Raw genomic sequence first — 12,142 nt, forward strand, 5'->3', positions numbered from 1 at the left:
CGACGCTCAGGCGTTATCGCTCTCCGTGAAGGCGCGAGACATCGCTTCGAGCTGCTCTTGCGCATCGAGCCAGCACAGCTCCGCCTCCTCCAGACCGAGCTTGGTCTGACTTTGGCGCTGCAGAATGTCGTTCAGCTCCTCTTTATGCGCCGGATCGTACAGCGCGCCGTCGGCGAGGCGTTCCTCCAGCGTATTGAGCTGGGCGCTCAGGGTCTCCATACGCTTTTCCTGCGCGGCGATCTGCTTGCGCAGCGGCTGAGTCTGGCTGCGGAACTCGGCCTCGCGACGCTTCTGATCCTTTCTGGCCTGGGCGCTGTTGGTCGTTTGCGCGCCATCCTGATCCGCCGGCGCCTGGTTTTCCTGGCGCTGCAGATCGATCATCCAGCGCTGGTAGTCGTCCAGATCACCGGCGAACGGCTCGACCTGGCCGTCGTGCACCAGATAGAGATCGTCGGTGGTGGATCGCAGCAGATGGCGATCGTGCGAGACTACCACCAGCGCGCCCTCGAAATCGATCAGCGCTTCGGTTAGCGCCTGGCGCATGTCCAGATCCAGATGGTTGGTCGGTTCGTCGAGCAGCAGCAGGTTCGGACGCTGCCAGACGATCAGCGCCAGTACCAGGCGCGCCTTCTCGCCGCCGGAAAAGCGCGCGGTCGCCTCGCTGACTTTATCGCCGTTAAAACCGAAGCCCCCTAAATAGTCGCGCAGCTGCTGTTCGCTCTCCTGCGGCGCCAGGCGGGCTAAGTGCTGCAGTGGCGATTCGTCGGCGCGAAGATACTCTAGCTGATGCTGGGCGAAGTATCCCAGACGAACGCCCTTGGCCAGCCCGACCTCCCCCTGCTGCGGCGCTAGCTCGCCGGCCAGCAGCTTGATCAGGGTGGATTTACCGGCGCCGTTACGTCCCAGCAGACCGATGCGCGAACCGGGTACCAGGTTGAGCTTAATCGAGGCGAGTACGGTGCGCTCGCCGTAGCCGGCGCTGACGTGCTCCATACGCAGCAGCGGCGTTGGTAGGCTTTCCGGCGCGCGGAAGCTGAAGTGGAACGGGTTATCGACGTGGGCCGGCGCGATGCGTTCCATACGTTCCAGCATTTTTACCCGGCTCTGCGCCTGCTTGGCCTTACTGGCCTTGGCCTTGAAGCGGTCGATATAGCTTTGCAGATGGGCGATACGCTGCTGCTGGCTCTGATACATCGCCTGCTGCTGCGCCAGTTTCCCGGCGCGCTGCAGTTCGAAAGAGGAGTAGTTTCCGCTGTATTCAAACAGCTGCTGCTGTTCGATATGTACAATTTTGTCCACGATAGGATCGAGGAAGTCACGGTCGTGTGAAATCAGGATCAGTGTGCCCGGATAGCTTTTCAGCCAGCGCTCCAGCCAGATCACCGCGTCCAGATCCAGGTGGTTGGTCGGTTCGTCGAGCAGCAGCAGATCGGAGCGGCACAGCAGCGCCTGTGCCAGGTTCAGGCGCATGCGCCAGCCGCCGGAGAAGGATTTCACCGGCTGCATGAGCTGTTCCTGGCTGAAGCCGAGGCCGTGCAGCAGACTGGAGGCTCGGGCGCGAATGGTCCAGGCGGCAATGGCGTCCAGCTTGCCGTGGATCAGCGCGATCGTGTTGCCATCGTTACGCTGGTTGGCATCATCGAGCTGCTGCTCCAGCTGGCGGAACTCGCGATCGCCGTCGAGCACATACTCCAGCGCCGGCGTTTCCAGCGCCGGCGTCTCCTGGTTAACCCAGGCCATGGCCCAGTTGCCGGGCAGGGTCAGATTACCGCCGTCGGCGCTCAGCTCATTTTTCAACAGCGCCAGCAGCGTTGATTTCCCACAGCCATTTTTGCCGACCAGGCCCACCTTTTGGCCGGGGTTGATCGTTGCCGAGGCATTGTCCAGCAGCACCCGGGTGCCGCGACGAATTTGGAGCGATGAGAAAACAATCATAAAGCGTCGTCTATTGAGTGTGTGTTAAATTGGCGTTGTGGCGACGTAAATAACGCGGCGGGCTAATGGCGATGTGCGGCGTTATTCCGTCATTCAGGGTCGCATGGTAGCTGAAAAGTCCGGCAATGACGACGTTCGGACGCACGAGGAGAAGGAAGCATGGCGCACCCGCCGAAGGTGTTACTGATTTATGCTCATCCCGAGTCACCGTCATCCGTGGCCAATCAGCTGTTGCTGCAGGCCGCCCGGCGCCTGAGTAACGTGACGGTGCATGACCTGTACGCCCACTATCCAGATTTTTTTATCGATATTCATCATGAGCAGCATCTGCTGCGCAATCATCAGGTCATCGTGTTTCAACACCCCCTGTATAATTACAGTTGTCCGGCCCTGCTTAAAGAGTGGCTGGATCGCGTGTTAGCGCGCGGTTTCGCCAGCGGCGTGGGGGGGTATGCCCTGCGCGATAAGTATTGGCGCTCGGTGGTCACTACCGGCGAGCCTGAGGGGGCCTATCAGTTGGGTGGCTATAACCATTACACCATGGGCGAGGTGTTGCGTCCGTTTGAGCTGACGGCGCTGCGCTGCCATATGCGCTGGCTGGCGCCGCTGACGATCTATTGGGCGCGGCGCCAGAAGCTGGAGATGCTGCACGCCCAGGCGCATGACTATGCCACATGGTTAGCGGCGCCGCTGCCCGCCGGAGATGATGATGAATGCTGAGCCCTCCCTGCTACCGGCGGTGGTGCTGTTTTTGTTTGCCGCGGTGCTGGCGGTGCCCATCGCCCGCCGTTTGGGCATCGGTGCCGTGCTCGGCTTTCTGATCGCCGGGATCGCCATCGGTCCCTGGGGTATCGGTTTGATCCGGGATGTGGAGGAGATCCTGCACTTTTCGGAGATGGGCGTGGTCTTCCTGCTGTTTATCATCGGGCTGGAGTTGAACCCGGGCAAGCTGTGGCGTCTGCGGCGGCTGATCTTCGGCGCCGGTGCCGCCCAGTTGCTGCTGAGCGCGCTGCTGCTCGGCGGGCTGTTGGTCGCCAGCGGGTTTGCCTGGCAGGCGGCGGTCATCGGCGGGATTGGTCTGGCCATGTCGTCGACGGCCATGGCGCTGCAGCTGATGCGCGAAAAGGGGATGAACCGCAATCAGGGCGGCCGTCTCGGGTTTGCCGTGCTGCTGTTCCAGGATATCGCCGTCGTGCCGGCGCTGGCTCTGATGCCGATCTTGGCCGGGGGGGCCGATCACGCCATCAGCTGGGGACACATTGCGCTGAAGCTCGGCGCACTGGCCGGTATCTGGATCGGCGGACGGCTACTGCTGCGCCCGCTGTTTCACTATATCGCCGCCACCGGTGTGCGTGAAATTTTTACCGCTGCGGCACTGTTGGTGGTGCTCGGCTCCGCGCTCCTGATGGATATGCTGGGCTTTTCAATGGCGCTGGGGACCTTTATCGCCGGGGTGCTGTTGGCGGAGAGCGAGTTTCAGCACGAGCTTGAGATCGCCATTGAGCCCTTTAAGGGACTGCTGCTGGGGCTATTTTTTATTTCGGTCGGTATGGCGCTCAACCTGGGCGTGCTGTATGCCTACTGGGCGCAGATCCTGGCCGCGGTCGTCGCGCTGGTGGTGGTCAAAAGTGCCGTGCTGTATCTGCTGGCGCGATTGTCGCGGATACGCAGCGCGGTGCGGCTGCAGTTTGCGGCGGTGCTCAGCCAGGGGGGCGAGTTCGCCTTTGTGCTGTTTTCCGCCGCCGCCGCCCAGCACCTGCTGAGCGCCCAACAGAGCGCGCTGCTGCTGGTGGTGGTGACGCTGTCGATGGTGACTACCCCGCTGCTGATGCAGGCGCTCGATCGCCTGCTGGCCCAGCGGTTGAACCCGGCGGAGGAGAGTGCGGAAAAACCCTATGTCGCCGATGATGAGCCACAGGTGATCCTGGTCGGTTTTGGCCGTTTCGGCCAGGTTATCGGTCGGCTGCTGATGGCCAATCAAACGCGGGTCACCGTACTGGAGCGCGACGTCAGCGTGGTCAGCATGATGCGCCGCTACGGTTACAAGGTGTATTACGGCGACGCCACCCACCTGGATCTGCTGCATGCGGCGGGCGCGGCGCGGGCAGAGGCTATCGTCATCACCTGCAACGAGCCGGAGGAGACCATGGCGGTGGTTCGCTTGTGTCAACAGCACTTTCCACGGCTGCGCATTCTGGCGCGCGCCCGCGGGCGGGTCGAGGCCCACGAGCTGCTGCAGGCCGGCGTGACGCAGTTTAGCCGGGAGACCTTTTCCAGCGCGCTGGAGCTGGGGCGTAAGAGCCTGATTGAAACCGGAATGCACCCGCATCAGGCCTACCGGGCCCAGCAGCATTTCCGCCGTTTGGATATGCGTATGCTGCGCGAACTGATGCCGCATCGGCAGGGGGAGATCGCGCAAATCTCCCGCATTCGCGAGGCGCGGCGTGAGCTGGAGGAGATCTTTCAGCGCGAGATGCTGCATGAGCAGCATCAAATGAATGGCTGGGATGATGAGTGGCCGGAGGATGAAGCGTGAAGAAGCGATTTATTGCCGGGGCGCGCTGCCCCGCCTGTCACGCCATAGATAGCCTGGCGCTGTGGCAGGCCAATGAGGATGAGCCGGTACAGGCGCAGTGTGTGCGCTGCGGCCATCGAATGACGCCATCGGCACCGGTGGGGGCGTCTGGCCGGATCATTGGCCGTTTTAAACCCTGAAGGGGCAAAGCGGGTGCGGCGGCGCAGCTTTTTTTATCCTGAACCGTACAGTGGCGCGAAATTCCGCTACAATCCGCTCGGATTTAGTTTCAAACGCTAGGAGATATCATGAAAGTAGCTAAAGACCTGGTGGTCAGTCTGGCCTATCAGGTGCGTACGGAAGACGGGGTATTGGTTGATGAGTCTCCGGTGTCAGCACCGCTGGACTACCTGCACGGCCATGGCTCTCTGATTGCCGGTCTGGAAAAAGCGCTGGAAGGTCACGTCGTCGGCGATCGTTTCGACGTGCATGTTCCGGCTAATGATGCCTACGGCCAGTATGATGACAACCTGGTACAGCGTGTACCGAAGGATGTCTTCATGGGGGTTGACGAGCTGCAGGTTGGCATGCGTTTCCTGGCGGAAACCGATCAGGGCCCGGTACCGGTTGAAATCACCGAGGTGGGCGATGACTATGTCGTGGTTGACGGTAACCACATGTTGGCGGGTCAGAACCTGAACTTCAACGTCGAAGTTGTCGCCATTCGTGAAGCGACCGCTGAAGAGCTGGAGCACGGTCATGTGCATGGCGCGCACGATCATGGTGAAGGCTGCTGCGGCGGCCACGGTCACGGCGAGGGTGAGTGCTGCGGCGGTCACGGTCATAGCCACGGCGAAGGCGAATGCTGCGGCGGTCATGACCACGATCACGAGCACGCAGAAGGCGATACCTGCTGCGGCGGCCAGGGCAAAGGTAAAGGCCACGGCGGCTGCGGCTGCCACTGATGCTTTTGTGCTTGCCCCTGTAAAAAAAGCGGTCAAATGACCGCTTTTTTATTGTCTGCGCCGCGCCGCCTCAGTAGTGGGGCGGCGGCGTCTCTTCTGACGGGTGCGCCATCATTGAGGGCTGCACGGCCCTGAACTTGTCGAGCAGCAGGCGCATTTGCTCGCGGTATTTCCCGAGCTCCAGCTGCAGTGCGATCACCGTCTGGTTAAGATCCTCAATGGTGATCTCCTGAAAAGCGATCCGGCTCTCCATCTGCTCCAGACGGCGCTCCAGCTCAGTCAGTCCGTTGGACGATGATTCCATAAAAAATTCCTCTATTTTCCGATTATTACATTCTTGCTCTTTTTTGATTACGCCAGGATGGGGCGATGAGCGGGCTATGGTAGCGCGAATTGTATGGATTTGCGTAGTCGTCTACCGCTATCAGCGCGTCGCGAGAAACTTTTTTACGTAACATAGGTCTGAATTTACACTGTATGCTGGCTTATTGATTGTTTTCTGGTAAGGGCGCCAGCTATAGTAGCCCAGTACTGTTGCTCATCGTGATTTAAGGCAAGTGCCTTAATTTTGGAGAAATGGATGAAATCTTTTTTTAAAGTTACCGCGCTAGCCACGACCATGGCTCTGGCGCTGAATGCCTCGGCGTTTGCAGCGGACGCAGCCAAGGCGGATACCGCTGCTCCGGCTGCCGCCAATAGCCAGTTCAAGAATGACGATCAGCAGGCCGCTTACGCACTGGGTGCCTCTCTGGGTCGTTATATGGACAACTCACTGAAAGAGCAAGAGAAGCTGGGTATCAAGCTAGATAAAGATCAGCTGATCGCCGGGGTACAGGATGCGTTTGCCGGTAAGAGCAAGCTCAGCGATCAGCAGATCGAGCAGACGCTGCAGTCTTTCGAGAGCCGTGTGAAGAGCGCGGCCCAGGCGAAGATGGAGCAGGAAGCCAAAGAGAACGCGGAGGCGGGGCAGAAGTTCCGCGCGGCGTTTGCCAAAGAAAAAGGGGTGAAAACCACCGCTAGCGGCCTGATGTATCTGGTCCAGAAAGAGGGGACCGGGCCAGTGCCGACGGATAGCGATACCGTGGTGGTGAACTATAAGGGTTCGCTGATCAATGGTACCGAGTTCGATAACTCCTACAGCCGCGGTGAGCCGCTCTCCTTCCGTCTGGACGGGGTGATCCCGGGTTGGACCGAAGGTCTGAAACACATCAAGAAAGGCGGCAAGATCAAGCTGGTTATCCCGCCGGATCTGGCCTACGGTAAAACCGGCGTTCCGGGGATCCCGGCTAACTCTACGCTGGTCTTTGAGGTTGAGCTGCTGGACGTGAAGCCGGCGGCGAAGGCGGATGCTGCGCCGGGCGCGAAAGACGAAGCAGCTGCTGCGACCTCTGCTAAATAAATCGCGCGCTGATTAGACAAACCCCCTGAGGGCACCGCTCTCAGGGGGTTTTTGTTGCGTGTCTGCATCGCCGGCGGGTAAAAAGACATTTACCTTGGCGCCATCAAGGATTTAAATAGAGCGTCTTTGCTAAAATTTTTTAAAAATTACGCTATTTTTTCCGGACCAGTCAGGGATGGGTGAGTCTGGTTCGACGATGGGAGTGGTTAATGTCAAATACGCTTGTTACGGCTGATATCAGTGAGCTGGATCTGTTGGATGAACGCCCTTTCACCCCGCTCGATCAGGCGATCCTTAAATCCTACGAGGCCGTGGTGGATGGCTTGGCGATGCTGATCGGCCCGCACTGTGAGATCGTTCTGCACTCGCTGGAGGATCTGAAGTGTTCGGCGGTGCGGATCGCCAACGGTGAACACACCGGGCGTAAAATTGGCTCTCCGATAACCGATCTGGCCCTGCGCATGCTGCACGATATGGCCGGGGAGGACAGCAGCGTCTCGCGCGCCTATTTTACCCGCGCCAAAAGCGGCGATCTGATGAAGTCGGTGACCATCGCCATCCGCAACCGAGAGCAGAGGGTGATCGGCTTGCTGTGTATTAACATGAATCTGGATGTGCCGTTTTCCCAGATCATGGAGACCTTTATCCCCAAAGCGACCCAGGAGGTCTCTTCGGCGGTGAACTTTGCCTCATCGGTGGATGAGCTGGTGGCCCAGACGCTGGAGTACACCATCGAAGAGGTGAACGCCGACCGGACGGTATCCAACAATGCCAAGAATCGCCAGATCGTGTTTACGCTGCATGAGAAGGGGATCTTTGATATCAAGGATGCGATCAACCAGGTGGCCGATCGCCTGAATATTTCCAAGCATACGGTCTATCTCTACATTCGCCAGTTTAAGAACGGCGACGTGCAGGGTAACTGAGCCATGCTGAGCTACTCACTGGTCGTGAATGGGCCGGCCTACGGTACGCAGGCTGCCAGCAGCGCCTATCAGTTTGCCCTCGCGCTGCTGGCGGCGGGGCATACGCTGCACAGCGTTTTCTTCTATCGCGAAGGGGTGCTCAACGCCAATCAGCTGACGCAGCCGGCGGCGGATGAGTTTGATCTGGTGCGGGCCTGGCAACAGCTCTCGCAGCAGCACGGCGTGACGCTGAATGTCTGCGTCGCCGCCGCGCTGCGCCGCGGCGTTGTATCGACAGCGGCGGCCGAACAGCGAGGGCTGACGTCGGGTAATCTGCAGCCCGGTTTTACGCTGAGCGGCCTGGGTGCGCTGGCGGAAGCGATGCTGGTGTGCGATCGCACCATGCAGTTCTAGGGGGAGAGATGAGACGGCTTGCCTTTGTTTTTACCCAGCCCCCCCATACGACGAGCGCCGGGCGAGAGGGACTGGATGCGCTGCTGGCGGCCTCCGCATTCTGCGAGGATATTGCCGTGTTCTTTATCGGCGATGCGGTCTTCCAGCTGCTGCCCGATCAGCAGCCGTCGGCTATTCTGGCGCGCGATTACGTCGCCACGTTTGGCGTGATGGCGCTGTATGATATCGAGCAGATCTACCTGTGCGCCGCGTCGTTGGCCGCGCGGGGGCTAAGCAGTGACGCCGGCTGGGTTATCCCCGCCGAGGCGCTGGCGGCCGATACGCTGCGCGCGCGTCTGGATGAGTGCGATGTCATTTTGACCTTTTAACGCTGGGGACTCCGCGATGTTACATACCTTGACCCGCTCACCGCAGGGGGGCGTCGATTTCACGGCGCTGGCGGCGCTGGTGCGCCCCGGCGATGCGCTGGTTCTGCTGCAGGACGGCGTTCTGTGCGCGCTGACGGGCAGCGCAGGGTTGACGGCGCTGAGCGCTCTGCCGGTGGCGCTGCATGTGCTGCGGGAGGATGTGCTCGCGCGGGGGCTGACGGCGTATGTCGCACCCGCGTGTCAGCTGATCGGCTATAGCGAATTTGTCGCGCTGAGCGAGGCGCATCCGCGTCAGATGGCCTGGTGACGGTACAGACCGTGTTTGTTGACAGTATCGCGCCGAATATCTTGTATATTTCTTGACACCCTTCCGACTCAGCCATAAAATTCTGCGTCCCCATATTTTGCCCTTGGTCTATCCAGTGTGCAGTATGGGGCGATTTATTACGTGTTTACGAAAAGCAAAAACCAGGAGCTTTTAATGGCAACTATCAACCAGCTGGTTCGCAAGCCACGCGCTAAGAAAGTTGAGAAAAGCAACGTTCCAGCGCTGGAAGCCTGCCCGCAGAAACGTGGCGTATGTACCCGTGTATATACCACCACTCCGAAAAAACCGAACTCCGCACTGCGTAAAGTATGCCGTGTTCGTCTGACCAACGGTTTCGAAGTGACTTCCTACATCGGTGGTGAAGGTCACAACCTGCAGGAGCACTCCGTGATCCTGATCCGTGGTGGTCGTGTTAAAGACCTGCCGGGTGTGCGTTATCACACCGTGCGCGGTGCTCTGGACTGCTCCGGTGTTAAAGACCGTAAGCAATCCCGCTCTAAGTACGGCGTTAAGCGTCCTAAGGCTTAATGGTTCTCCGTTAAGTAAGGCCAAACGTTTTAACTTTAATGTCAAAATAAACTCGTAGAGTTTTGGACAATCCTGAATTCACAACGGAGTATTTCCATGCCACGTCGTCGCGTAATTGGTCAGCGTAAAATCCTGCCGGATCCGAAGTTCGGATCAGAACTGCTGGCTAAATTTGTTAATATCCTGATGGTAGATGGTAAAAAATCTACTGCAGAATCAATCGTATACAGCGCGCTGGAGACCCTGGCTCAGCGCTCTGGCAAAACTGAACTGGAAGCTTTCGAGACCGCTCTCGAAAACGTGCGCCCGACCGTCGAAGTTAAATCTCGTCGCGTTGGTGGCTCCACCTACCAGGTTCCGGTTGAAGTTCGTCCGGTCCGTCGTAATGCCCTGGCAATGCGTTGGATCGTAGAAGCTGCTCGTAAACGCGGTGATAAATCCATGGCTCTGCGTCTGGCGAACGAACTTTCTGACGCTGCAGAAAACAAAGGTACTGCAGTTAAGAAACGTGAAGACGTTCACCGTATGGCAGAAGCCAACAAGGCGTTCGCTCACTACCGCTGGTAATATCATCGGTATGTTAGTCACCAAGCGGGCGCTTAGGCTTAAGCAGCCCGCTTTGGGTAACTTAACTTGAACGTCCTAGGATATAGAGGAATCAAATGGCTCGTACAACACCCATTTCGCGTTACCGTAACATCGGTATCAGCGCACACATCGACGCCGGTAAAACCACTACTACCGAACGTATCCTGTTCTACACCGGTGTAAACCACAAGATCGGTGAAGTTCATGATGGCGCTGCCACCATGGACTGGATGGAGCAGGAGCAGGAGCGTGGTATTACCATTACCTCCGCTGCGACCACCGCTTTCTGGTCCGGTATGGCCAAACAGTTTGAACCGCACCGTGTCAACATCATCGACACCCCGGGGCACGTTGACTTCACCATCGAAGTAGAACGTTCCATGCGTGTACTGGATGGTGCGGTAATGGTTTACTGCGCCGTTGGTGGTGTTCAGCCGCAGTCTGAAACCGTATGGCGTCAGGCAAACAAATATCAGGTTCCGCGCATCGCGTTCGTCAATAAAATGGACCGCATGGGTGCGAACTTCCTGAAAGTTGTTAACCAGATCAAAACCCGTCTGGGCGCGAACCCGGTTCCGCTGCAGCTGGCTATCGGTGCTGAAGACGGATTCACCGGTGTCGTTGACCTGGTTAAAATGAAAGCCATCAACTGGAATGAAGCCGATCAGGGCGTGACCTTCACCTATGAAGAGATCCCGGCTGATATGGCTGAGCTGGCTAACGAATGGCACCAGTTCCTGGTTGAGTCCGCCGCTGAAGCTTCTGAAGAGCTGATGGACAAATACCTGGGTGGTGAAGCGCTGTCTGAAGAAGAGATCAAAAAAGCTCTGCGTCAGCGCGTACTGAACAACGAAATCATCCTGGTTACCTGCGGCTCCGCGTTCAAGAACAAGGGCGTGCAGGCAATGCTGGATGCGGTCATCGAATACCTGCCGGCACCGACTGACGTTCCGGCGATCAAAGGTATTTTGGACGACGGTAAAGATACCCCGGCTGAGCGTCACTCTGACGACAACGAGCCGTTCGCGGCGCTGGCGTTCAAAATCGCTACCGACCCGTTTGTGGGTAACCTGACCTTCTTCCGCGTGTACTCCGGTGTGGTTAACTCCGGTGATACCGTACTGAACTCTGTGAAGTCTGCGCGTGAGCGTTTCGGCCGTATCGTTCAGATGCATGCCAACAAGCGTGAAGAAATCAAAGAAGTTCGCGCGGGCGACATCGCTGCAGCAATCGGTCTGAAGGACGTCACCACCGGTGATACCCTGTGCGACCAGAACGCACCGATCATCCTGGAGCGTATGGAATTCCCTGAGCCGGTAATCTCCATCGCCGTTGAGCCGAAAACCAAGGCTGACCAGGAGAAAATGGGCCTAGCACTGGGCCGTCTGGCCAAGGAAGACCCGTCTTTCCGCGTATGGACTGATGAAGAATCTAACCAGACCATCATCGCCGGTATGGGTGAACTGCACCTGGAAATCATCGTTGACCGTATGAAGCGCGAGTTCAACGTTGAAGCCAACGTCGGTAAACCGCAGGTTGCTTACCGTGAAACCATCCGTGACACCGTCAAGGATGTGGAAGGTAAACACGCCAAACAGTCCGGTGGTCGCGGTCAGTACGGTCATGTCGTTATCGACATGTTCCCGCTGGAGCCGGGTGGCGAAGGCTACACCTTCACCAACGACATCAAGGGCGGCGTGATTCCGGGTGAATACATCCCGGCAGTTGACAAGGGTATCCAAGAGCAGCTGAAGTCGGGTCCGATGGCCGGTTATCCGGTAGTAGATCTGGGCGTACGTCTGCACTTCGGTTCTTACCATGACGTTGACTCCTCTGAACTGGCGTTCAAACTGGCTGCTTCTCTCGCGTTTAAAGAAGCCTTCAAACGCGCTAAGCCGGTTCTGCTCGAGCCGATCATGAAGGTTGAAGTAGAAACTCCGGAAGATTACATGGGTGACGTTATCGGTGACTTGAACCGTCGTCGCGGCATGATCGAAGGTATGGAAGATACTGCGACTGGCAAGACTGTTCGTGCGCAGGTTCCGTTGTCTGAAATGTTTGGTTATGCTACTGACCTGCGTTCTCAGACCCAGGGCCGTGCTTCATACTCCATGGAGTTCCTGAAGTATGCTGAAGCACCGACTAACGTCGCTCAGGCCGTTATTGAAGCACGTGGCAAATAAGCCTCTGCTTTAAC

The 12,142-nt window shown here is 58.1% G+C and carries 14 protein-coding genes; 12 read left to right on the forward strand and 2 right to left on the reverse strand.

The window, feature by feature from the left end; all coding sequences use genetic code 11:
- Positions 1–6: 6 nt before the first annotated feature.
- Positions 7–1,935 (reverse strand): ABC transporter ATP-binding protein, encoded by a 1,929-nt coding sequence (locus QY76_RS04235; protein ID WP_045426147.1) that lies wholly within the window; start codon positions 1,933–1,935, stop codon positions 7–9.
- 159 nt (positions 1,936–2,094) lie between these two features.
- Between QY76_RS04235 and kefG the strand changes: the two genes are divergently transcribed.
- From kefG to slyD, 4 genes are all read left to right on the forward strand, one after another.
- Positions 2,095–2,655 (forward strand): glutathione-regulated potassium-efflux system ancillary protein KefG, encoded by a 561-nt coding sequence (kefG, locus tag QY76_RS04240; RefSeq protein WP_034163846.1) that lies wholly within the window; start codon positions 2,095–2,097, stop codon positions 2,653–2,655.
- A complete protein-coding gene (gene kefB, locus QY76_RS04245) occupies positions 2,645–4,471 on the forward strand; it encodes a glutathione-regulated potassium-efflux system protein KefB (protein ID WP_034163844.1) in 1,827 nt (608 codons plus the stop codon). The genes kefG and kefB overlap by 11 nt, the downstream gene beginning before the upstream one ends.
- A complete protein-coding gene (locus QY76_RS04250; protein WP_034163842.1) occupies positions 4,468–4,650 on the forward strand; it encodes a YheV family putative zinc ribbon protein in 183 nt (60 codons plus the stop codon). The genes kefB and QY76_RS04250 overlap by 4 nt, the downstream gene beginning before the upstream one ends.
- 108 nt (positions 4,651–4,758) lie before the next feature.
- Positions 4,759–5,415, forward strand: coding sequence for a peptidylprolyl isomerase (gene slyD / locus QY76_RS04255; RefSeq protein WP_034163841.1), 657 nt, complete (start codon positions 4,759–4,761; stop codon positions 5,413–5,415).
- A gap of 70 nt (positions 5,416–5,485) precedes the next feature.
- Here slyD and QY76_RS04260 read toward each other — a convergent pair whose 3' ends face one another.
- Complete coding sequence (locus tag QY76_RS04260) at positions 5,486–5,719, reverse strand: SlyX family protein (RefSeq protein ID WP_034163839.1); 234 nt, start codon at positions 5,717–5,719, stop codon at positions 5,486–5,488.
- Positions 5,720–5,995: 276 nt separating this feature from the next.
- Here QY76_RS04260 and fkpA point away from each other — a divergent pair, with 276 nt between their 5' ends.
- From fkpA to fusA, 8 genes are all read left to right on the forward strand, one after another.
- The gene (fkpA, locus tag QY76_RS04265; RefSeq protein ID WP_034163838.1) at positions 5,996–6,814 is read left to right on the forward strand and encodes an FKBP-type peptidyl-prolyl cis-trans isomerase; all 819 of its coding nucleotides are present in this window, start codon (positions 5,996–5,998) and stop codon (positions 6,812–6,814) included.
- 209 nt (positions 6,815–7,023) lie between these two features.
- Entirely contained in the window at positions 7,024–7,740 is a 717-nt protein-coding gene (locus tag QY76_RS04270) for a transcriptional regulator (protein WP_012850038.1), read from the forward strand.
- A gap of 3 nt (positions 7,741–7,743) precedes the next feature.
- Positions 7,744–8,133, forward strand: coding sequence for a sulfurtransferase complex subunit TusD (gene tusD / locus QY76_RS04275; RefSeq protein ID WP_034163837.1), 390 nt, complete (start codon positions 7,744–7,746; stop codon positions 8,131–8,133).
- 8 nt (positions 8,134–8,141) lie between these two features.
- Positions 8,142–8,501 (forward strand): sulfurtransferase complex subunit TusC, encoded by a 360-nt coding sequence (tusC, locus tag QY76_RS04280; RefSeq protein ID WP_034163836.1) that lies wholly within the window; start codon positions 8,142–8,144, stop codon positions 8,499–8,501.
- Between the two features lie 16 nt (positions 8,502–8,517).
- Positions 8,518–8,808: a sulfurtransferase complex subunit TusB gene (gene tusB / locus QY76_RS04285; protein WP_034163835.1), complete on the forward strand. Its 291-nt coding sequence runs from the start codon at positions 8,518–8,520 to the stop codon at positions 8,806–8,808.
- Positions 8,809–8,982: 174 nt separating this feature from the next.
- A complete protein-coding gene (rpsL, locus tag QY76_RS04290; RefSeq protein ID WP_012850034.1) occupies positions 8,983–9,357 on the forward strand; it encodes a 30S ribosomal protein S12 in 375 nt (124 codons plus the stop codon).
- 96 nt (positions 9,358–9,453) lie between these two features.
- A complete protein-coding gene (rpsG, locus tag QY76_RS04295) occupies positions 9,454–9,924 on the forward strand; it encodes a 30S ribosomal protein S7 (protein ID WP_012850033.1) in 471 nt (156 codons plus the stop codon).
- A 95-nt stretch (positions 9,925–10,019) separates the two neighbouring features.
- Complete coding sequence (fusA, locus tag QY76_RS04300; protein ID WP_034163833.1) at positions 10,020–12,128, forward strand: elongation factor G; 2,109 nt, start codon at positions 10,020–10,022, stop codon at positions 12,126–12,128.
- Positions 12,129–12,142: the final 14 nt, after the last annotated feature.

Source organism: Edwardsiella sp. EA181011, from assembly GCF_000800725.1.
Classification (GTDB): domain Bacteria; phylum Pseudomonadota; class Gammaproteobacteria; order Enterobacterales; family Enterobacteriaceae; genus Edwardsiella; species Edwardsiella anguillarum.